Source organism: Pseudoalteromonas sp. meg-B1 (assembly GCF_003173795.1).
GTDB lineage: Bacteria > Pseudomonadota > Gammaproteobacteria > Enterobacterales > Alteromonadaceae > Pseudoalteromonas > Pseudoalteromonas undina.
On record NZ_QGQU01000003.1, the window covers coordinates 167,987 to 191,109 of the forward strand.

General features: G+C 39.5%; 20 protein-coding genes. 3 read left to right on the top strand and 17 right to left on the bottom strand.

The window, feature by feature from the left end:
• Positions 1-209 precede the first annotated feature (209 nt).
• Positions 210-1,853 (top strand): methyl-accepting chemotaxis protein, encoded by a 1,644-nt coding sequence (locus tag DK924_RS12500; RefSeq protein ID WP_109875335.1) that lies wholly within the window; start codon positions 210-212, stop codon positions 1,851-1,853.
• Between the two features lie 205 nt (positions 1,854-2,058).
• Here DK924_RS12500 and DK924_RS12505 read toward each other — a convergent pair whose 3' ends face one another.
• From DK924_RS12505 to DK924_RS12575, 14 genes are all read right to left on the bottom strand, one after another.
• Positions 2,059-2,805, bottom strand: coding sequence for a type II CAAX prenyl endopeptidase Rce1 family protein (locus DK924_RS12505; protein WP_054202291.1), 747 nt, complete (start codon positions 2,803-2,805; stop codon positions 2,059-2,061).
• A 167-nt stretch (positions 2,806-2,972) separates the two neighbouring features.
• Positions 2,973-3,185, bottom strand: coding sequence for a helix-turn-helix transcriptional regulator (locus DK924_RS12510; RefSeq protein WP_010390771.1), 213 nt, complete (start codon positions 3,183-3,185; stop codon positions 2,973-2,975).
• Complete coding sequence (locus DK924_RS12515) at positions 3,185-3,742, bottom strand: DUF2975 domain-containing protein (protein WP_036949813.1); 558 nt, start codon at positions 3,740-3,742, stop codon at positions 3,185-3,187. Before DK924_RS12515 ends, DK924_RS12510 begins: the two co-directional genes overlap by 1 nt.
• 1 nt (position 3,743) lies before the next feature.
• Positions 3,744-4,598, bottom strand: a complete 855-nt coding sequence (locus tag DK924_RS12520) for an alpha/beta hydrolase (protein ID WP_109875336.1) — start codon at positions 4,596-4,598, stop codon at positions 3,744-3,746.
• Between the two features lie 609 nt (positions 4,599-5,207).
• Positions 5,208-5,705 carry a hypothetical protein gene (locus DK924_RS12525; protein WP_181388775.1) on the bottom strand — a complete coding sequence of 166 codons (498 nt, stop codon included), beginning with the start codon at positions 5,703-5,705 and terminating at the stop codon, positions 5,208-5,210.
• Positions 5,706-5,729: 24 nt separating this feature from the next.
• The gene (locus DK924_RS12530; RefSeq protein ID WP_028834407.1) at positions 5,730-6,056 is read right to left on the bottom strand and encodes a hypothetical protein; all 327 of its coding nucleotides are present in this window, start codon (positions 6,054-6,056) and stop codon (positions 5,730-5,732) included.
• Between the two features lie 789 nt (positions 6,057-6,845).
• Positions 6,846-7,199, bottom strand: a complete 354-nt coding sequence (locus DK924_RS12540; protein WP_146199369.1) for a hypothetical protein — start codon at positions 7,197-7,199, stop codon at positions 6,846-6,848.
• Entirely contained in the window at positions 7,199-7,687 is a 489-nt protein-coding gene (locus DK924_RS12545) for a type VI secretion system amidase effector protein Tae4 (RefSeq protein WP_109875340.1), read from the bottom strand. The genes DK924_RS12540 and DK924_RS12545 overlap by 1 nt, the downstream gene beginning before the upstream one ends.
• A 132-nt stretch (positions 7,688-7,819) precedes the next feature.
• Positions 7,820-8,128, bottom strand: coding sequence for a hypothetical protein (locus DK924_RS12550; RefSeq protein ID WP_109875341.1), 309 nt, complete (start codon positions 8,126-8,128; stop codon positions 7,820-7,822).
• 269 nt (positions 8,129-8,397) lie between these two features.
• Positions 8,398-9,405, bottom strand: coding sequence for a hypothetical protein (locus tag DK924_RS12555; RefSeq protein WP_109875342.1), 1,008 nt, complete (start codon positions 9,403-9,405; stop codon positions 8,398-8,400).
• Between the two features lie 795 nt (positions 9,406-10,200).
• Positions 10,201-13,092: an aminomethyl-transferring glycine dehydrogenase gene (gene gcvP / locus DK924_RS12560; RefSeq protein WP_109875343.1), complete on the bottom strand. Its 2,892-nt coding sequence runs from the start codon at positions 13,090-13,092 to the stop codon at positions 10,201-10,203.
• A 152-nt stretch (positions 13,093-13,244) separates the two neighbouring features.
• Positions 13,245-13,634 (bottom strand): glycine cleavage system protein GcvH, encoded by a 390-nt coding sequence (gcvH, locus tag DK924_RS12565; RefSeq protein ID WP_008112430.1) that lies wholly within the window; start codon positions 13,632-13,634, stop codon positions 13,245-13,247.
• 76 nt (positions 13,635-13,710) lie between these two features.
• On the bottom strand, positions 13,711-14,793 hold the full coding sequence (gcvT, locus tag DK924_RS12570) for a glycine cleavage system aminomethyltransferase GcvT (protein ID WP_008112433.1): 1,083 nt from the start codon (positions 14,791-14,793) through the stop codon (positions 13,711-13,713).
• Between the two features lie 118 nt (positions 14,794-14,911).
• A complete protein-coding gene (locus tag DK924_RS12575; RefSeq protein WP_109875344.1) occupies positions 14,912-15,511 on the bottom strand; it encodes a hypothetical protein in 600 nt (199 codons plus the stop codon).
• 126 nt (positions 15,512-15,637) lie between these two features.
• On the opposite strand from DK924_RS12575, the gene DK924_RS12580 reads away from it, so the two are divergent.
• Together DK924_RS12580 and DK924_RS12585 are read left to right on the top strand one after the other, a co-directional pair.
• Positions 15,638-16,495, top strand: a complete 858-nt coding sequence (locus DK924_RS12580) for a LysR family transcriptional regulator (RefSeq protein ID WP_008465324.1) — start codon at positions 15,638-15,640, stop codon at positions 16,493-16,495.
• 243 nt (positions 16,496-16,738) lie between these two features.
• Positions 16,739-18,895, top strand: coding sequence for a TonB-dependent receptor domain-containing protein (locus DK924_RS12585; protein WP_010390740.1), 2,157 nt, complete (start codon positions 16,739-16,741; stop codon positions 18,893-18,895).
• Positions 18,896-18,977: 82 nt separating this feature from the next.
• Here DK924_RS12585 and rlmB read toward each other — a convergent pair whose 3' ends face one another.
• The 3 genes from rlmB to DK924_RS12600 all read right to left on the bottom strand — a co-directional run bounded on the left by rlmB (position 18,978) and on the right by DK924_RS12600 (position 23,120).
• The gene (gene rlmB, locus DK924_RS12590) at positions 18,978-19,721 is read right to left on the bottom strand and encodes a 23S rRNA (guanosine(2251)-2'-O)-methyltransferase RlmB (RefSeq protein WP_008112440.1); all 744 of its coding nucleotides are present in this window, start codon (positions 19,719-19,721) and stop codon (positions 18,978-18,980) included.
• Positions 19,718-22,177, bottom strand: coding sequence for a ribonuclease R (gene rnr / locus DK924_RS12595; RefSeq protein WP_109875345.1), 2,460 nt, complete (start codon positions 22,175-22,177; stop codon positions 19,718-19,720). The genes rlmB and rnr overlap by 4 nt, the downstream gene beginning before the upstream one ends.
• A 208-nt stretch (positions 22,178-22,385) precedes the next feature.
• On the bottom strand, positions 22,386-23,120 hold the full coding sequence (locus DK924_RS12600) for an enoyl-CoA hydratase/isomerase family protein (RefSeq protein WP_181388776.1): 735 nt from the start codon (positions 23,118-23,120) through the stop codon (positions 22,386-22,388).
• Positions 23,121-23,123 lie beyond the last annotated feature (3 nt).

The window sequence follows — 23,123 nt, forward strand, 5'->3', positions numbered from 1 at the left end:
TAAAATATTAATCATTAAAGTCGGGGAATTATAATAAATAAAGTTCATAACTCTCTCGTCTATCAAAAATAACACAATTAACCTGATTAAAAACCAACCTTTATTTATTAAATTTTTGTTCTACAGTTTATTAATTAGTGGTGCTACAACGAACCTGTTATTTTTCAAAGATACAAGTCGATAAATGGACTGCCAAAAGGAATTTAAAAATGATCTCAAATTTAAATCAGATTGGTTTCACTTCAATTAAAGCAAAATTATTAGCGAGTTTTAGTCTAATAATCATCATGCTAATTGTTACTGCTGGGATTGGTATATATAACCTTTCCATAATGAATGATCAGATGAGTAAAATAATTAATGTTTCAGCTGAAAAAGTAAAACTGGCAGCTAGAGTCAATCAAGGCGCTTTAGCTGTATCTCGAGCTGAAAAAAATATAATTTTGGCAGACTCAAAAGCAGCCATGGATGAATACGCCGACTTCATAGCTCAAACGCGAGATGAAATGCTAGAGCGACGTGCAACTCTTCGCAATTTAGTCAATGACAACGGTAAACGTTTACTCGATGAATTTGCCGCGACATGGGATGAATATATTGAGGTAAATCTTCAAATTCGTGATCTAGCAAGAGCTGATTTAAACGACAAAGCAATAGTCTTATCTAAAAATGAAGGCAGGAGGCTAAACGATTTAGCCATTTCTCAAATGGCTAATTTAGTAAATGCAATCGAACAAGATATGGCAAATGACGAGTTAGAAGCTCAAGCACGGCACTCCTCTGCATATAGCTTAATGCTTGTAATTACCCTTGTAGGCTTAATCGCAGGTATTGTTATTGCCATTTTTATCTCTTCGAGAATTACCGGCGCACTTAATCGCCTTTCACATAGAATGAACGATATTGCCGATGGCGAAGGTGATTTAACCGTAACAGTCGACGATTCATCAAAAGATGAAACCGGCGACGTTGCCCGCGCATTTAATAAATTTGTTGCTAAAATTCGCACCACAATAACCTCAGTGGCATCCGAAACCACTCAGGTTGCATCAACTTCCGAAGAGCTTTCAATAGTTAGTAACACCACAAGTGCAGCAGTTAAAAAGCTGCATGATGAAACGCAACAAGTTGCCACCGCTATGACGCAAATGAATGCAACAATTCAAGACGTTGCAAATAGCGCAGAAAATGCAGCCAGTTCAGCAAGTGATTCAAATAATAATGCTAAAGCCGGTGAAAGCATGGTGAACGAAACAGTTCACGCGGTTGATAACCTTACTAAAGAAATTAATCAATCCGCCTCTGCAATTGAAAAGCTACAAGCCGACAGCGAAAATATAAGTACCATATTAGATGTTATTAAAGGCGTATCTGAACAAACAAACTTATTGGCATTAAATGCCGCCATTGAAGCCGCAAGAGCGGGTGAGCAAGGCAGAGGTTTTGCAGTCGTTGCTGATGAAGTACGAACCTTAGCACAACGAACTAAAGAGTCGGCCACCAACATAGAACAAATGATCGATAAGTTTCAATCCGGAATATTAACCGCCATTGAGGTAATGACCAAAAGCCAACAACAAACAGACTTAGTTGTTGAAAAAGTGAGTAAAACAGGTGAAACCCTGCGAACAATCAATGACTACAGCAGCGCAATTAATGATATGAACGCGCAAATAGCCTCAGCCGCTGAACAACAAGCCGTGGTCGCAGATGAGATCAGCCGCAACGTTGTTAATATTAAACAAGTGACAGAGCAATCATCAGCTGCAACTGAGCAAACATCAACAGCAAGTAACGAAATGGCAATACTAGGCAATAACTTATTAAAACTGGTACAACAGTTTAAAGTGTAAGTACTGGGCTTCTCATGCTTTCAAGCTGAGTAGTGTTCGGCAGCAGGTTTAGCAGTACAAACCACTAAAAGCATAGGTAATAAAAGGAGCTCAAATTGCAGGCATGAATGACTTGTGGTCACCTGCAAACGAGCCCTTTTGGCTGCTGCCGGTGAGGAGGTAAAAACTTACACAAGATTTTACCTCTCTTAAATTAAACTTTTAATTAGATTAGCTGCCCAACAAAGTTAACACTATTATGGGCTAAAATAGGAAACACCAAACTCCCTGTGCGCTCTCTTAGCCAAAGTAAAATAAAGCCGTAGCCACCTGTTAATAAAATAGCGGGGAAAGAAAAGTGCCACTCTCCACCATTAAACATAACCCCATGAACTAGTCCAAATAACACCACTAAGAGCAACCCTGCAATGTTAATTGACGCACCACCTAAATTATAGCGTTCTGATATGATTGCCAAAGATATACAAAATAAAAGAATCCCTCTAAACATTGGCTCTTCATCAAAGCCAGGCATTGTTGCCTGATAAAGTAAGGTTTCTAAATCATAATTAGGTTCACCACTCCAAAAAAGTGATACAACTATCTGTAAAATGATAAACAAGCACATAACTGTAAAAGCGGGTTTTATAGAGTTTTCATTTTGCCTAAAAGTAAAACCAGCATCCGCAATACGAAAGTTAGCTTTAAATTTAACTAAAGCCAATAGTACGACTAACCAAAGGATTATTGCCGCTACTTTTCCAGACCAATTCCACGACATATCAGGAAAAAGCATATCCAAGGGGATAACCTTTCCACCTTTAAACAAAGCAAAAAAGTAGCAAACTAAAATACCTAACGAAATCAAAGACCACATTAGATTTAAATCAACTTTTTTAATTGCTCTTAATATCAAAACTAAAAGTAATATAACGCCGACATTTGCAAATAAACCTATAAATAGATCTTCCATGAATACCTCTTTTTTTAAAGGCTATTTCTAGCACTTATTTTATTATTGTTTTAAGTAGTAACTAATACTAATCCTAAATTAGGTACTGTTAAACAATTAGTTATAGAAGAGGAGAGTGAAACGGGGTCAAACCCTAAAGGGGGCATTTTTACTAGTCAGTATGCGACTTAGTCAATATCAACTTCAAAGCGTAAAATATCACCAGGTTGGCAATCTAAGTATTTGCAAATAGCGTCAAGCGTTGTAAATCGTACAGCCTTTGCACGGCCCGATTTTAATACAGATAAATTTTGTGGGGTAATCCCAATTGCTTCAGCAAGCTCTGCCGACTTCATTTTACGCTTTGCGAGCATCACATCTAAATCAATTATTATTGCCATTAAATTACTAACTCTTGCTCTTGTTGCAGCTGTTGCGCCTGTTTCATTATCCATGCAATAACATAAATAATAAGCCCAACTATAAAGCCTATGATATCGGTGTCTTGAATCACTACAGCTCGTTTAAGCTCACTACCTGAGAACATATTGAGCAGTGTTACCAACAACGCGGGATAAAAAGCCACAAATATAAATTGCAGTAATAATAAGCCACCAAGCCATTTAAAGCATTGAATATTCTTTAAGTTAAAAAACAATCCTTTACGGTAAAGCATAAATAAGCGAATTAAAATCAGATTTACAATAATGTATGGCAACATTTGCGGTAACGCTAACCACGTCATTGCATTAAAACTGTTTGCCGTTAATGTGCTTGCAGTACTTTTCCAAGAACCGGTAACTTCAAGCCCTATCCACAAGTGAGTACCGTTAGCTTGAGTAAAGTTTAAAACATCACTGCCATTAAGTAACAATACAACGGCGGTAATCAATAAAGTAGTTAGGGTCAAAAAAAGTAACGCTAATATTACGTTACTCATCATTACTATTCTTTTCATTTTAAGATTTCTTTGCTTTTAACTGCATTACTAATCGCTGATAATGTAGCTGTAACTTATCACCAGTCAATGCATTACCATGGTGCTTACCCTTTACAATATATAATTGCTTTTGCTTTGAAAGTGCATGTTGGTATAAAGTTTCAGCTAAAGCAGGAGGTGTTTGAGTATCATTTTCTCCGGTAATTATTAAAAGCGGAGCAGTAAATGATTCCACTACCTTTAAATTATCAACTCTAGCTAGCTCATCACTAAAATTAACCTCTACAAATGGCTTTACAAACCAAGGCATACGTTGCGATGTCATTTGCTTTACATTAGTAATACTTCCTTCAAGTACTAGCGCATCCGCGGGCCGCTCACTTGCAACATACCCTGCAATCATGCTGCCTAAAGAGTGTCCATGTAAAATAGTCGGAGTGCTTTTTAAATCTGTACGGGTTGCAACATAATCATAAACTGACAATGCATCACGCTTTAAGTTTTCAATTGTCGGCGTGCCCTCACTATTACCGTAACCTCGATGATCAACCATTAAGATATTTACATTCATTGGCAATATTTGTTGTGCAGGTTTACCTCCAGCAACGCTTACACGAAATTGATTACCACCAAAATAAATAACCGTTGCTTGCGCATCATCAACCTTTATCAAGGTGCCACTCAACGTCACATCGTCAAACCCATTTATAGTTATATCTTCTGTTGTCGCTGTTTGCTCAATTTTACGCAGCTTTGTAATCTGTACTTTTTGATCTGGGTTCAGAAAATTTGACTCTTCAATCGAAATTGTTGTGCATGCAGTTTGCAGCACAACTAACACTATAGTAGCAAGAGTAAGTAACTCGCGTTTCATTTTAAGTTCCTTCTATTAAAAAATCACTATGACACTCAAAAACTAAAAAAACAATTAAAATTACCGCAAAACGATAACTTATTATTGCTTTATAATATTTAAATGTATTTTCAGCATTCCTTTCTATTATAAGATCGGGCTAAATTACAACGATGTCTAACTCAATATTGTGTCGCAATATAAGAATAAGTTCGCGAATAGCGAGGGCACAGCATCCCCGTTTTAGCTGTCGTCACCTCAGCGACAAAAATTGAGTAAGGTTTCTAATTTCTAAAGATGCGAGACGCATTCACATTATCTGTAATAGTAATCTCAAACATCTATTAGAGCATGCGCCCGCGTGCCAGCAAGCTAAACGCCCACAATAAATAACACATACTCTTGGTTTGTGAACGAGTAAGCATATTTGTGATTTGTTGGGTTTCGTTTAACTCTATCCAACCTACGTTTATATAATTAACATTAATCACTACACACAAAAAAGCCGTTGCATTGCTGCAACGGCTTTTGTAGCTTTGATAAGTGTTAGTCTCGTATGTGTGAGCCCGAAGACATAGCAAAATAGATTGCGGTCGCCGTACACGTTACAAATACCGATTTGGGTTACTCTCATTTGTTTTTGTGACTAAAGTTTTTTAAGTACTCCATTTGCTTTTTTTGCCGTCTTTTAAGCCTTTTAGTAACATTAACACTCACCTTTAAATACTTACTTTTAAAAAGTAGCAATATAAATGAATTAAAAATAATAAATAAAAATGAAAGTTCTAAACCATTAAATAAACGTTCACTTTTTTGCTCAAATGTTAAACCTAAAATATAAACTAGGGACACAGCTATAGAGCACCCAGCAACTAAGCGGTAAACTTTAATAACCCAGCTTCTACCAGTAGATATGAGCGCCCCAAGAAAGATAAACACACATATGCCAATAAAAAACCCGATAGCCCTAGGCCCTAGCTCATTTACAGTATCATAAGGCCAAAGCATAACTAATATTGTAAATGCTAATGATGAGTAGCTAATAACGCTTGATACAATAGCTAAAGCACAGACTAAGCTGTATTTTAGTTTTAATATTGAATGACTCTGTAAGCTAGTAGCTCTCATTTCACTGACCATCACCTAAAGCCATTATTCAAATAATACAGATGAAAACATTAATAGTGCGCAAAGCATAAAAATTACAAAATACACTTTAAATAATCTAGAGACGTGAGCTGGTACCTTGTTTCTATCACTTAATAAATTATACCGTTTTGCATACCAATCAAATAAAAATACACTGCCATAATGAAGTAAACCATGAAGCGCCATAAAAATATTTAGGGAATAGTAGCGATTTCCATGCTCTAAAATATCTTCAACCGTTCTGAGCTTTTTTGCTTTTAAATAAAAAGCTAAAGGTAAAAGAATGATAAAAATAACACTTAAGCCAACACCAAAAAATATCAGATCCATTATTTAATCAACAAAAAAGAAAAGCAGTTAATCTAAACAAAGTAGGCCATTAAGCATGCTAATAAAAACATAAGGCTAAATGTTATAAACAAAATATAATAAAGCTTAAACCACATCTGCAAATTTTTGGGTACCTTTTCTCTCTCCTCTATTACCTTATAACGCCTAGCATACCAATCGAATAGAAATATAGAACCGTAGTGCAATGCTCCGCTACCAGCAGTTATGATATTTAATGAGTAAAAACGATTTCCATCATCTAGAACATCCTCTACCAACCGTGTTTTTTTATCTTTTATAGCTATTAACATTGGTAATATTATAAAAAAGAAAAGACCCGCAGATGTAAGAAACAGAGTTAAAAACCACAACTTAATAGGCTCCATTACTTTTCAATAACCTCATATATTAACTCGCCTGCAACCCCTCCAGAATAACCTCCACTAACGCCTAATCCAGCACCTTTGGCTTTGTCTCAACATACTTAGCCTTGGTACAAGTTTGCTCATTTCCTTCTGTGTATGCTTTTACAATCTTTGTATTGGCCTAAACACCTGTCAGCGAAGTTCCAATATGGCCCAGACCTTTTTAGGTTTTGGGGCATGTTAAATTGAGTTTAAAAAATAGGGAGGCTTGGCTTTTTGAATAAAAATATTAAGAAATCAAAGTGCCCTGTTTGACCAGTAGTTTTTAATGGGTGACTCATTTCGTTTTTTAGTTCTTCATGGAGATCATTCTAAAGATTAAGACCTGATCTCCATATTAAAAAAGAAAAATTTATAAAGTTAATTAAGATTCACTTATGGTTTGAAGCTCTTTTATGAAACTTTCATCATCTTTTAATAAAAAGCATTTTGCCAGTTGAATATCAACTTCATGCTTGGTTTTCAATTGAGGCGAGTAATTTTTAACCAGCAACGCAACCTGTTGAAACTTATTAGCCGAATAGCCACTCATTTCAACAATTCCACCCGTTATTTTACTAATATCATTAGTAGGAATGTTATTATCTTTGAAGTACCAAAAAAAGCAATTTGCACTAGCAAAATCCATCAGTGGTTCTTTACTTCTCTCTGGCATAGATGAGCATGAAAAGCTCAAGGTTAATAATAAAAAAACCCCTATTACCTTAAACTTCGACATCACGGTGCTTCCCAAAATAAAACGTTATTTGACTGGCTACCGTAACCTTTATAAACGCATTTACTTCCATCCCATAAATCTGCATGTCCAGTAGCGTCAGACCAACCATTTACTTCATAAATAATAATACCTTTACGACCGTTTAGCTCTTTTTCATGTATTGCTGGTTTATACATATCTGGATTACCGTACTTCTCTGTTAAATACTTAATCAGTATTTTTACTCGAAAAATATACCAGTTTTTATTTTTTCCAGAAGAAACCTGCCCTTCAAATTTTCCATTGGGACCGATAGCTTTGTAGTAAGGAATCTTATGAGTAGAGTCTGCACTATTTAAAGCGAGAGAGATTCGTGTTGCGCATGCGTTATTAAAAACACCAATATCATGATTTAATTCCACTTTACCACCTATTTTTTTAAAAACAGCTGGCGCAGGCAGTGCAGGATAGTTTTTCTGTAGAGTATTCCATGTAGGTAGATTTATCATAGTTAATTCCTTTTAATTTAGTCTATGTTGTACCTAAATTATATTTTACGAGCTCAAAAAGCAAGCTAAAATACATAACTTTAGAATTGAGCTAATGTAAATCTAATGGGTAAGTAATCTGGATTTAAATAATCAAAAACTAATATCAGCTACAATAAACATCACAGTATGCATGATGGCACTGACTATATAAGCCCCTATAAAAAATGCAGCAAATGCTGAAACGGCTCCACCTCCTGTATATCCGGCTTTAGCTTTTTCTACCATTAAAACATAGATGCTCAGCCCTATACTCACTTTAAACCACAGCCAGTAGTCATTACTAAATAACGGTATTGCTGCAAAAGCAAAGATCGGTACTAGAATTTTACCTTCTTCGTTTTTGTGTAAAAAATAAAAAGCCATAACAGCAATATATAAAAATGGCGTTACATCACTCATATAAAAAACTTCCTTGTAGATATAAAATCAAAATAAATAAATTTTAACTATTGTACTTTTTAATCAATACTAAGCACTTAATAAAATTGAGTTTAAAAGTAAGAACACTTGGTTTTTTAAATGAAATACCAAGAAAACACAGCTGCCTGCTTGACCGGAACTTTCTAATGGGTGATCCCTTTGGTTCATTAAGCTGCCTGCTTAACATGAACTTTCTAATGGGTAGCCCTTTGACTCTCTTTAGACTACTTCCAACAAGAAAAAGAAGGCTATCTAGTTTTATCTAAAAAACCACCAATAAGTATGGTTAAAATTGCAGCAACAACTACATTACCAACTTTTTTGTAAGTACCCTTATCAACTTTTGTTAACCTCAGTATTAATTTTGCTAGTAAATTTTTAAGTCTCCAATTCACTACATGCTCAAACCAACCGTAATATTGTAGCGTCTGCCTGTTAAAACTATAACCATTATTAATTGATTCAAGCCTAACAGCTTCTATATCAATTACTTCGACTAAAGTGAACTTAGCAATACCCTCATCAATTTTACTATTTATGAATTCCGCTAGATTATCCTTAGATGATAAAGCATTTTTTGTTAATCTAAATTCGTCGAACTTTGGGCGATCTATGTCTATTAAGCGGATTGGTTTAATTATACTTTTTCCATCCTCATTAATTAATTTAACTGCATATTTAATATTAAGACCATAGTGGCCAAGCTTATTGTCATATCTAACGGGGTGGATGCCTAATGTCATTTTACCTTGTAGTTGTTCAATAACTGGGTCCCATTTCTTAATCCAATCTTTAACAACATATCTCCCTTGAGAAGTAGATAAAACTATCCTTTTCTTCACTTTCGAATCTTTAATTAAGTCATTTAAGTCTACAGGTTTCATTCCTGAAGCATAAAACTCTACAGGAGAATATCTTGCTACATATGATTCATAAGCTTTGAGTATATGTGGCTCACTAAAGCTCTCTAATTCGATGTAATAGTTTCTACCTACCATTAAGTATATTTCAAAGATAATGACAGCTTTGTCCTTGCAGTTCTCTATAGTAATATTACTTACGTAATCATCTTCAGCATATACACTATTTGAAATACTAACTCTGCCTTTAACACTCATTCCAGACTTCCGCCTTACATTTATGATTGCGACAGTTAGTGCAACTAATGCAACGGTCAACCCTATTATTGAAACTACAAAAGTAACTAATGGCATAAAGGGCAGATATTCAATAAGGAGTTCTAAATCAGATAACAAATTAATTTCCAAATTTAAGCATTACATTATTTTTAATAGCTTATATCTTTGTTTTTTATTTAACAATATTTGGATCTATTAGAGCCACTAGCCCTTCTTTAACAGGATTACACCATTAAAGAAGGGACACTTGATATAGGTCTCTGTTTCGCCAAGACCAGACACCAACCTCACGTTTAACACCCTCCCCGTCATCACGCCCTGAAAATAAGCAATTGATGAGTAATGCATTTCATGGATGAAATGAAAGCCATGCTTGCACATGGATGTGCTTTCATGGCGTTTACGTTCACATCAATTAATTATTTTAAGGATTAAGCGTAATGCTCGGGTGCGCTGGGAGAGTCCAGAGAGGGGTCAGCGGCAGCCCCTCTTTGGCTGCCGTCGCCAGCGCGACAAAACCTTGAATAAGGTTTCTAATTTAGGTCACGGATTTATCCAGGCAAAAGTTAGCAATAAAAGCAATCAGCCAAGGTGATACAACTTTTTGGGCTAAAGCCCAACCTACAAACCACGCAAGCCAGCAATCTCAGCGCCTACGGTGATACCTATTATTCCTGTGTTAAATCACACATGCCTAAAGAGCAACCTACAAACAATACATATTTACGTGCTTGAGAGTTGGTAATGATATTGGAGAATCGTTGGGTTTCGTTTCACTCTACCCAACCTACCCCATATAATTTATGGCGAATCACCACGCACAAAAAAGCCGCTGCATTGCTGCAACGGCTTTTATAATTTCGATAAATCCCCACTCTACAGTGGAACTTACTACCCATTAAAGTTCAAAAATTAATCGCGGTATGTCTCAATCGGAGGACATGCACATACTAAATTACGGTCGCCGTATACGTCATCGATACGCGTAACTGTTGGCCAGAACTTATCTTTAGCTACTGCTGGTACAGGGAAGGCAGCGTAAAAACGGTCATACGCGCGGTCCCATTCATTACCTAACACATCAGCTTGTGTGTGCGGTGCAAATACCAGTGGGTTGTTTTCGATAGACCATTCGCCTGAAATGATTTTATCAATTTCACCTTTAATCGATACCATCGCTTCGATAAAGCGGTCAATCTCGCCCTTAGACTCAGATTCAGTTGGCTCAATCATTAATGTGCCCGCTACTGGGAACGACATTGTTGGTGAGTGGAAACCATAATCTTGTAAGCGCTTAGCAACGTCCATTTCAGTAATGCCTGATGCTTCTTTTAATGGGCGTAGGTCAATAATACATTCGTGGGCAACGCGATTGTTACGGCCACGGTATAAAATTGGGAAGTGCTTGCTAAGCTCATTGCTTAGGTAGTTAGCATTTACAATCGCCATTTCTGTCGCTTGTTTTAAGCCTTCAGAGCCCATCATCGCAATGTAAGCCCATGAAATAGGTAAAATAGCTGCAGAGCCGTAAGGCGCTGCCGATACTGCACCATTTCCTTCATTAGTACCTGGTACGTTAATTACACTGTGGTTTGGCATAAATGGCGCAAGGTGTGATTTAACACCAATTGGGCCAACACCTGGGCCACCGCCGCCGTGTGGAATACAGAAGGTTTTATGTAAGTTTAAGTGCGACACATCTGAGCCAATAAAGCCTGGGCTAGTAACACCTACTTGGGCGTTCATGTTTGCGCCATCCATGTAAACTTGGCCACCATGCTGGTGAACAATTTCACATAATTCACGAATAGTTTCTTCGTATACACCGTGGGTAGATGGGTACGTTACCATGGCACATGATAGGTTTTCAGAGACTTCTTCAGCTTTCGCTTTTAAGTCTTCCATGTCGATGTTGCCGTTTTTATCACAGTTAACAACCACAATTTTCATGCTGGCCATTTGTGCCGAAGCTGGGTTAGTACCGTGTGCAGAACTTGGAATTAAACATACGTTACGGTGCGCGTCCCCTCGTGATTCGTGGTATTTACGAATAGCGATTAAGCCTGCGTATTCACCTTGTGCACCTGAATTTGGTTGCAATGAAACCGCATCGTAACCGGTAATGTTAACTAGCCAATCGTGTAGTTCGTTAATCATTATTTGGTAACCTTCTGCTTGGTCTAGCGGGCAGAATGGGTGAAGGTTTGCAAATTCAGGCCAGGTAACTGGGATCATTTCAGCGGTCGCGTTTAGTTTCATGGTACATGAACCTAACGAGATCATAGAATGATTAAGTGCTAAATCTTTGTTTTCAAGGCGCTTAATATAGCGAAGCATGTCTGTTTCGCTGTGATAGCTGTTAAAGTTTGGATGCGTTAGTATTTCATCATCACGCACTAAGCTTGCAGGAATAGACTCGCTGCCATTTGCTTCAACATCAGCGGCAATCGCATCTACACTTAGGCCGTGGCCTTCGCCTAAAATAATATCAAATAACTCGGCAACGTCTGCACGGGTTGTGGTTTCTGATACTGAAATTGAATACTCGCCTGCATGGTTAGCAGCAAAGTTAACACCTTTAGCTACAGCACGCGCAATCACGTCGGCTTTGTTTTCATCAACCACTGTTAATGTGTCAAACCAAGTAGTGTGCTTAAGTGCCACACCTTTTGCTTTTAAGCCAGTTGCTAAAATATCAGCAAAACGGTGAATGCGTTGTGCAATGGTTTTTAAGCCTTGCGGGCCATGGTATACCGCGTAAAACGCAGCCATATTCGCTAGCAATACTTGCGCAGTACAAATGTTTGAGTTGGCTTTGTCGCGGCGAATATGTTGCTCGCGGGTTTGCATTGCCATACGTAATGCATCGTTACCTAAACGGTCTTTTGATACACCAATAATACGACCTGGTAATGAACGTTTGTATGCATCACGTGTTGCAAAAAATGCAGCATGTGGGCCGCCGTAACCCATAGGTACACCAAAACGTTGTGCTGAACCCAGTACTACATCTGCGCCTAATTTACCTGGTGCTTTTAATAGTAATAAGCTCATGATATCGGCAGCTACACAGGCAATCGCTTTTTTGCTTTGTACGCCAGCTATTAGGTCTGTTATGTCAACAATTTCGCCTGATGTTGACGGGTATTGGAATAATGCACCAAAAATATCGTGGTTCACAGCATCGGCGGCTTTACCTACAATAATTTCAAAACCAAATTGCTCTGCACGGGTGCTTACTACGTCAATGGTTTGCGTGTGTACGTCGTCGGCAATAAAGAACGCATTGGCCTTTTTAGCTTTAGATACACGCTTTGCAAGGCCCATAGCCTCGGCTGCAGCAGTTGATTCGTCAAGCAGTGAGGCACTTGCTAAATCTAGGCCAGTAATATCTAGGGTCATAGTCTGGAAATTTAATAGTGACTCTAAACGCCCTTGTGCAATCTCTGGCTGATACGGTGTGTACGCTGTGTACCAACCCGGATTTTCAAGTACATTACGTAAAATTACGTGCGGTACGTGAGTTGGGTGGTAGCCTTGGCCAATATACGATTTGAAAACTTTATTTTTGCTTGCTACTGATTTTAAGTAGCTTAGTGTTTCAACTTCGGTGCGGCTTTCGCCGATATTAAGACCTTGCTCAAGACGGATACCAGCAGGTACAGTTTGACCGATCAGCTCTTCAACGCTCGATACTTCAAGAGCGCTAAGCATGTCGTTTACTTGCGCTGGGCTTGGCCCAATATGGCGGCGAATAAAATCTTGCTTTTGCTCTAATTGTTCAAGAGATTTGGCGTTTGACATGTGTCCAGATTCCTATGATCCAAATACTAATGGGTAACTAGTATTGATTAAAATATGTGATGATTTAGCAGCCTACTTTGTATGGAAAAATAAGCGCTTTAATCATAAAAGCCCCAATGTTTTAACATAGAGGGGCTTTTATTAATTAACGATTAGTCTTCGTCAATTGTATGCGCGTAACCTTCAGCGTCTAATAAGTTATCTAACTCAGACTCTTCTGACGCTTTAATACGGAATAACCAACCGTCGCCGTATGCGTCGTTGTTTACTGTTTCAGGCGCATCTTCTAGCTCTTCGTTAATGGCAACAATTTCACCGCTAATTGGCGCGTAAATGTCTGATGCCGCTTTTACTGACTCTGCTACTGCACAGTCTTCGCCAGCATCTACTTCGTCGCCTACTTCTGGTAATTCAACAAATACCATGTCGCCAAGCAGTTCTTGTGCATGCTCAGAAATACCAACAGTGTAAGTGCCGTCGCCTTCGTTACGAACCCACTCGTGTGAAGGTGCGTATTTTAACTCGCTAGGGATATTGCTCATTTTTTTCATCCTTTGGTTTAGATTGGGAGAATACCAATAAATAAGGCTAACTTATTTATTGGTATAACCAAATTATTTAGATTATTGATTTACCGTTACGTACAAAGCCCGACTTAACTACTTTTACGTTAACTAATTTTTTACGCATTTCTACTTGAGCTGTGTCGCCAGTTGAACGTGGTACACGTGCTAATGCAACACTATAGCCCAATGTTGGTGAGAATGTGCCAGATGTAATAACACCTTCGCCACCATCAACAATTACTTTAGAACCACTGCGTAGTACGCCTTTTTCTTCAAGAATAAGACCTACTTGCTTGTGAGTACTTTTTTCTGCACGTTGTTTTACCAAAACATCACGACCAATAAAGTCACGATCTTCTGGCTCCCATGCAATAGTCCATGCCATGTTAGCTGCCAGTGGTGATACGCTTTCGTCCATATCTAGGCCGTAAAGGTTCATACCTGCTTCTAAACGCAGTGTGTCGCGCGCACCTAAGCCCGCTGGCGCCACACCGGCATCAAGCAATTGCTGCCATAAATCGGCGGCTTGCTCGTTTGGTACTACAATTTCGTAACCGTCTTCGCCAGTATAACCTGTTGTAGCAATAAATAAATCACCGGCTTGAACACCAAAAAATGGCTTCATGCCTTCTACTGCAGCTTGCTGGTCTGCGTTTAATACCTGGGCTGTTTTAGCACGTGCATTAGGGCCTTGAACTGCAATCATGGCGTATTCTGGGCGCTCAGTAACCGTTACAGCAAAATCGCTCGATACCTTAGCCAAATGTGCTAAATCTTTTTCACGGGTCGCTGAGTTAACCACTAAGCGATAAAATGTTTCGCTAAAGTAGTAAATAATTAAGTCGTCGATTACGCCGCCTTGCTCGTTAAGCATGCCTGTGTAAAGCGCTTTACCTGGTACGGTTAACTTAGCAACATCGTTAGCTACTAGCTTGCGTAAAAACGCTTGTGCTTGCTCACCTTGAATATCAACAATGGTCATGTGTGATACGTCGAACATACCCGCATCGTTACGTACGGCGTTGTGTTCTTCTATTTGTGAGCCGTAGTTAATTGGCATTTCCCAGCCATGAAAATCAACCATTTTTGCGCCGGCTTCAAGGTGCTTTGCATGTAATACTGTTTTAGAAGTCATAATATTCCTTCACTTTTAAATTAACCCATGTGTGTGGGCGTGGCCTCAATTAAATGAGGGGGAATAACATGGTAGCCATTAATAAGCCTACCAAATTGTAATCTTTAACTTTTACCCGTTAGGCCGCTTGCGTGTTGGTAACACTAAAGCCCTGTTGCTGCATATACTGTTGCCACTTATCAAGGGTGGCCGTTTTAGCAATAACAATAAACTGCTGTTCGTTGTTTTGATCTACTGCAGTAACAAACACATCACCACTTTGCGCGCCATAGCAAAGCTGCGCATCAGCAAGGCGTAACCCTGGGGTTAGTTTAAATGCCTCAACTAAGGTATCAAATGCATTGTCGCCTTTTAAAGTAAAGGTCGCTAAGTCGGTGCGTACCACAAAGTCTATATCGTATCTAAGCTGCTGCTCGTTAATGAGCGCTTGTAATTGCAGGCTAGCATTAACTGGAAGTACAAATCGAAAGGCCGTTTCGCTAAAGTAGTAAACGGCGTAGCTAAAATCAGAATTTAAATCGCCATCCAGTGTGCCTTTAAAGCCAAAGCCACTAGCGGTAAGTTTGGTGAGGTCATGACCTAAAATAGCACTTAAAAATACCGATGCTTCACTACCACTAAAGTCCATAACAACGTGACTGCTATCGGCTTGTAAGGCATTAATAACCGCGCTGTTAGCGTTGCTATGGCGGGCAAACATAATCGGGTTAAAAGTCATAACAAATACCTATCAATCTTTAATAGCAAAAGTATATTGCGCAAGCCTTACAACAACAAATTGTAATTACTTATCAATTGATAAATAATACTTATATATATAGCCATATAAATAGTAATTTTAAATATGAAAAATATTTCAACCGACAGTTTACGAACTTTTGTTATGGTGGTTGAGGTTGGTGGATTTGCCAAAGCAGGCGATTTACTTGGCCTTTCGCAACCTGCGGTGAGCTTACAAGTAAAACGCTTAGAAGACTTACTCGGCTATAAATTATTTAAAAAGCAGGGGCAACGACAAGTGCTCAACCAATATGGCGAGTTATTACTGCCGATGGCAAAGCAAATGGTGCAGCATAACGATGCCATTTTGCAGTTGTTCACCTCAGAAAGTGTAACCGGTAAAGTGCGCTTGGGGATCCCTAGCGAATTTGCCGCGCGTATTTTGCCCTCCATTATTGGCGATTTTGTGGCGCTCTACCCCGAGGTATCACTTGAAGTAAAATCACGTTTAAGTAAACACCTACTCTCTGATGAGCGCCAAGATCAATTTGATTTAGTGTTAGCGCTTAACGAGCAACTTGACTCAGAAAAATTCCCTATTTTTATTCAAGACCAATTAGTGTGGGTGGGCGACCTATCACTGGCACAAAATGAAACGGTAACCTTAGTGACCGCGCCTGAGGGCTGTATTTACCGACGCAGAGCAACTCAGGCGCTTGAAAAAGCAGGCATTAAATATCGTATTGTTTACAGTAATGCCGATTTAACCGGTTTAATTGCCGCATTAAAAGAAGGCTTAGGTATAACAGTGCTCGCAAAAAGTACCGTACCTAACGATTTAGCCTATCACTTACACACTAAACATTTACCTGCGCTTGGTAGCATAGGTATTAGTTTAGTAAAAACCGCCAGCGAACCTGAAAACGCGGTATTTAAACTCGCCGAATTTATTAAGCTGCGCTTAGGCTATCCCACTGCTTAAATAACCTGAACTCTGGATAATAAATCTATCCCACACAGAGTTCAGGTTAAATTAACCGCCACCAGCCAATACATTATCCTAGTTTTATAAGATTAGAATAAACACTTAGTTAAAAATGTTATAAAAATAGCGTATTTTTACGGCAAATGTAAATATAACTAAAACTTAATAATATTGATTCTCATTCGTTAACATGTTTAAATTACGCCAATTTTAGTAGTTGAACTATTTTTAGGGTAATCAATGTCACATAAATTTTTAGTTTCCTCGTTAACTGCAGCCGTAGCGCTGTCTTTAAGTGCTACAGCAATGGCAAAAGATGCCGGCGGCGTTGAACGCAACTTTGAACAAATTACCGTTATTGGCTCACAAGCAGCAATTAACGATATTCCAGGATCGGCTACATTTATCTCTGATGAAGAATTGCAAAAATTCGAATTTACCGATATTTCTCGCGTATTAGCATCAGTACCAGGTGTATACGTTCAAGAAGAAGATGGCTATGGTCTGCGTCCTAACATTGGTATGCGTGGTACAGGCACTGGCCGTAACGATAAAATTTCAGTAATGGAAGACGGCGTACTCGTTGCACCGGCTCCTTATTCTGCACCATCGGCTTATTACTTCCCAACTATGGGTCGTATGGAGTCTATTGAAGTATTAAAAGGTGCTGCCTCAGTTAAATATGGCCCGCGCACTACCGGTGGTGTATTAAATTTACTTTCTCGCAGCTTACCAACTGAAGCAAATAGCTCTATGGGTATGGTTGACGCGGCACTTGGTAGCGATGGTTACTATAAAGGTCACGCTTACTTCGCTAAAGAAAAAAATAACACAGCGGGCTTAATTGAAGTGTTTTCTTACGGCGCTGATGGTTTTAAAGAATTACCAGTAGGCGATGACAACACTGGTTTTGAAAAAAATGACGTACTGGTAAAATTTGGCCATACCTTTGGTGAAAACGATGCCCACAACATTGAGTTTAAAGCTAAGTACTCTGAAGAAACATCAGACGAAACATACATGGGCTTAACTAACGCCGATTACCAAGAAAATCCTAACCGTCGTTATGCGGCATCGCAAAATGATGAGATGAACACCCGTCATAATGCATACCAAGTAAACTATGCATACCGCTTTGGTGAAGGTTACGAATTTTTAGCAACCGCTTACTTAAATGACTTCCACCGTAACTGGTACAAAGCCAGTAAAGTAAGCGAAAGCTACCTTGAGCAATACAGTGAATTTGAAGCAAACCCAACGGCTGAAGGCATCGAAAACATAGGTGTTAAAGCTAATAACCGCGACTACCAAGCCAAAGGCGTGCAGTCTGAATTACACATTCCAGCGGGCGATCACTACATTACGGTTGGCGTACGTTACCACGAAGACGAAATGGATCGTTTCCAGTGGGAAGACAAATACACGCTTAATCAAGATTTAAGCATGACTCTTACTTCGCAAGGCGCACCTGGCTCTAATAGCAATCGCTTAGACAGCGCAAAAGCAAGCACCCTATTTATTCAAGACGAATGGACAATGGATGCATTAGTTGTGAGTGCAGGTCTGCGTTATGAAGACATTACTATTACCCGTGAAGAATGGGCTAAATCAGATCCAACTCGTAGCCAAGGCTTAACGAAAGATATTTCAAACGATACTGAAATTTTAGTACCGTCTTTAGGTGCTACTTACACACTTAACGACAACGTAACGTTACTTGCCGGTATTCAAAAAGGTTATGCACCCGCAGCGCCAGGCAATGCTGACCAAGACGAAGAAGAAAGCGTCAACATTGAGTTTGGTTCTCGTTTTAATGCAAACGGCTTTAACGGTGAAGTGATTGCATTCTACTCTGATTACGACAACATGCATGGTAACTGTACCGCATCAGTAGGTTGTAGCGACGACAACATTGGCGACCAATACAACTACGGTGAAGTAGAAGTATCAGGCTTTGAATTTAGCGCTGGTCGTACGTTTAATACTGCATCAGTTGCGTTCCCAGTTAAACTGACTTACACCTACACTGATTCAGAGTTTAAAAACACATTTGATTCAGAAATTTGGGGCTCTGTAGAAAAAGGCGATGCAATGCCTTACGTACCAGAAAACCAAGTTGCTTTATCGTTTGGTGCCGAAGTGAATAACTTTGTTGTTAACAGCCAAATACGTTACGTATCGGATGCACATGCTGACCTTTCTGACTCAGGCTTAAATGCGATTGATAGCCGTGTTGTATGGGATTTAGCTGCTAAGTACTTAATTGATGAAAATCAAAAAGTATACCTAAGCGTTGATAACCTGTTTGATAAAACCTACATTGCTAACCGCGCAAATGGCGGTATTCAACCTGGTAAGCCACGCTCAGTACAAATGGGTTACTCTTACAGCTTTTAATAAAGCGCTAACTTAAAAATACAAAAAAGCCGAGATTGATAATCAATCTCGGCTTTTTAATGCCTATGTGATTCGCTTAGGCTTAATTTGTTTCTGCGCGCTGGCGTAACACTTCAAATAAACAAATGCCAGTTGCTACTGATACATTTAAACTTGAAACCGTGCCTGCCATTGGGATTTTAACGAGCACATCACAATGCTCACGCGTTAAGCGGCGCATGCCCTCGCCTTCAGCACCCATCACAATCGCCATTGGGCCTGTTAGGCTGGCATCAAATACATGTGTGTCGGTTTCACCGGCAGTACCTACAACCCAAACGCCCGCGTCTTTTATTTCACGTAATGTACGTGCAAGGTTAGTTACCTGAATAAGCGGTACCGTTTCTGCTGCGCCACAGGCTACTTTACGTGCTGTGCCATTAAGCTTTGCTGATTTGTCTTTAGGAACAATCACCGCATGTACACCCGCTGCATCGGCACTACGTAAGCAAGCGCCTAAATTATGCGGATCGGTAATGCCATCAAGTACCAGTAAAAATGGCGTGTCTTCGCGTTCAATGATCTCATCGAGATCTTTTTCATTAAACACTCTCGCCGCTTTTACGTTGGCGATAATGCCTTGATGCTGTTCATCTTTCGCTTTGTTATCAAGCGCTTTTCGTTGCATAAACTGTACTGAAATACCAAACTGACGCGCTTGCTCAATCACAGGCGATAAACGCTTATCATCACGTCCCTTAAGGGCGTATATTTCTATAAAGCGCTCTGGCTCTTTTGCTAAAATTGCTTCAACAGAGTGAAAGCCAAAAATTAATTCATTACTCACGAATTGTTTGCTCCTGGGCTACTACGTTTACGGGCATTTTTACCTGGTCTTTTAGGCTTTTTGACCGCTTTCTTTTTGGTTTTTTTCTTCGCGGTGGTGTCATCCGCTTTTACTTTAGACTTACCCGCTGCCTTAGTTTTACTTGCAGGCTTTTTTCCACCCTTTGGTTTTTTATTGTCGCTTGCTGACTTTTTACCCGGTATTTTACCGGCTTTAAGTTGCGAGCGAACGCTTGCTGGGGCATTCTTTTTTGGCGCACGACGACGCGCATAACGATCTTGAGCCACATCGCCTTTAAGCGTTAAGTTAATTCGGCGATCATCTAAGCTTACCGAGGCAACTTGTACAGTTACTTTATCGCCTAAACGATAAACCGTATGAGTGTGTTCACCCACCAAGCAATGTTTAGCCGCATCATGTTGGAAGTATTCATCACCTAAATTGGTAACATGAATTAATCCATCAATTTGCAAATCATCTAAACGAATAAATAAACCAAAATTAGTAACCGATGAAATAACCCCGTTAAACTCCGTGCCTACATGATCTTGCATGTATTCACATTTTAGCCAATCAGCTACTTCACGGGTGGCATCATCTGCGCGGCGCTCAGTGGTAGAACACTGCTCACCAAGTTGATCGACTTCATCATCGCTGTAAGCGTATTCACCTGACGTTTGTTGACCTTGCGCTTTTAATACCGCTTTAATTGCACGGTGTACCACTAAATCGGGGTAACGGCGAATTGGCGAGGTAAAGTGTGCGTAGGCCGATAATGCTAAACCAAAGTGACCTATGTTATCTGGCTGATATACCGCTTGCTTCATTGAGCGCAGTAGCATAGTTTGAATAAGTTCAGCTTCAGGACGGTCCCCTAAACGAGCCAATACATGAGTGATCTCTTTCGGGGTAGGTTCATCGCTTAGCGTGCTCTCAATACCCAACTCAGTTAAAAACTGAGTAAAGTTACCCAGTTTTTCGCTATCAGGTTCATCATGCACCCTAAATAACGCACTTGCTTCGTGTTTCTCAAGTAATTTAGCCGCCGATACATTGGCTAAAATCATACATTCTTCAATCAGCTTGTGCGCATCGTTACGAATAACTGGCACAATAGATTCTATTTTACGCTGTGCGTTAAATACAAAACGGGTTTCGAGTGTTTCAAATTCAATTGCACCACGCTCTTGGCGTGCTGCTTTTAATGCCATGTACATTTGCTGTAAGTCAGTTAAATGTGGCACTACAGCTGCGTATTCTTTACGGAGCTTTTCGTCATTTTGTAAAATGGCATTTACTTTGGTGTAGGTTAAACGAGCATGCGAATTCATTAGTGCTTCGTAAAACTTATAGCCCGACAGCTTACCCTCTTGCGATACGGTCATTTCTGCAACCATACACAGGCGATCAACCTCAGGGTTAAGCGAACACAAACCGTTAGACAATACTTTTGGCAGCATTGGAATAACTTGCTCAGGGAAATACACTGAATTACCGCGCTCTATCGCTTCTTTGTTAAGTGGCGTGTTCATACCTACATAATGGGATACATCGGCAATGGCTACCCATAAACGCCAGCCACCTGATTTTTTAGGCTCACAATAAACTGCATCATCAAAGTCGCGAGCGTCTTCGCCATCAATAGTGACAAGTGGTAAGCCGCGTAAATCAACACGGCCTTGCTTATCGGCTTCTTCAACAAATTCACCTAAGTGGGCAACTTGCTGCTCAACTTCTTCAGGCCACACGTGTGGAATATCGTGATTACGCAGCGCAACTTCAATTTCCATACCCGGCGCTAAATGCTCGCCCAGTACGTCAATCACTTTACCTACCGCATTCATATTGCGGCTTGGATTTTGAGTTATTTGCACTTGCACCATTTGGTTGTGGCGTGCGCCTTTTTCGTTACCCGGTAAAATAATAATATCTTGAGTAATGCGCGGATCTTCAGCAACCACAACGGCAATACCATGCTCAACAAAATAACGGCCAACAATAGGCGCTCGTTCATTAGTAAGCACTTTAATAATACGGGCATCGCATTTTGAGCCTGAACCACGCTTAGTGCCTTTCGCAAGAACAATGTCGCCATGTAGCACCATATTCATTTGATGCTTAGCAATAAACCAGTCTTTGCTCTCGCCTTCAACTTCTAAAAAGCCAAAACCGTCTCTGTGACCGACAACTTTGCCTTTGGTTAAACCGGCTTCGTCAATCAGGGCATAACATTTAAATTTATTAAAATACAATTGCCCGTCGCGCTCCATGGCACGAAGTCGGCGCTTAAATGCTATTTGTCGTTCTTCATCGTTGACCGCGAGTTCTTCGCATAGTTGCGTGTAATTAGCAGGTTTTGAACGCTCTTGAAGGTGAGTAAGTATAAACTCACGACTAGGGACTGGGTTTTCGTACTTTTCTTGTTCTCGACTGAGATTTGGATCTTGGTTTGACATTCACTATCTTGTTAGTTGGTTATGTAAACATTTTAACTCATATACTCGAAATGAGACAGGTAAAAGCCATTAAACTTTTAATAAAGCGTTATTAGCTTTTGCATTTTGTAGCAATGTAGCTAAATAACACTTAACACCTACTTAATTAATGCACATGAAAGTGAGTAAATTAACTGTAGTTATGTTTACTCACTTTTATAAAAACAGCTTACTTTTGCTGTAGTTTCTTCCACAATAGCGTGCTGATGTTTTCAATAAAAGCCGAGTCTTGTGCAGCCATAACATCGAGTATTGGTTTGTTCATTTGGGTTTTGTTTTGAGCGTATATCCAACGATTTTTATTAAAGCTTTGCGCAAACTCTAACACACCCGCTTGCAAGGCTTGCTCATCAGCAAAAATCGCTTCTACCACATTTTGTTGTAGCAGTTTATGCGCATCAACACGCTCGCCGGTCATAGCTAAGCGGTTAAAAAATTGCGGATTAATCGCTTTATTAATAATCGGAAACATAGACGGTACAAACGGTACCAGTACATCAACTTCAGGAAAGCAGAAAAAGCCTTTGTCAGATTTCATAAACCGAAAATCACAGGCACATGCCAACACCGAGCCATTACCATAAGTGTGACCGTTTAATGCAGCAATGATAGGCACAGGAAACGTCACTATGCGTTTAAATAACTGCCCTATCGAATCCATAAAATCGGCAATAACTGTAGGCGTGTTATCTGAACTTGCCATCCACTGTAAATCTATTCCCAATGACCAGCTTTTATCGCTGCTTGAGGTTAATACTACGGCGTTAATATCGCCATTGGCTTCTATGCTATCTAAGTGTTGATTAAGTTCAGCTATAAAACTAGGGTTATGGCGGTTTTCAGCGGTATTCATGGTAAGTATTGCCACGCTTTGCTCAGTGGTAATCTTTATTAATGCGGTCATTCG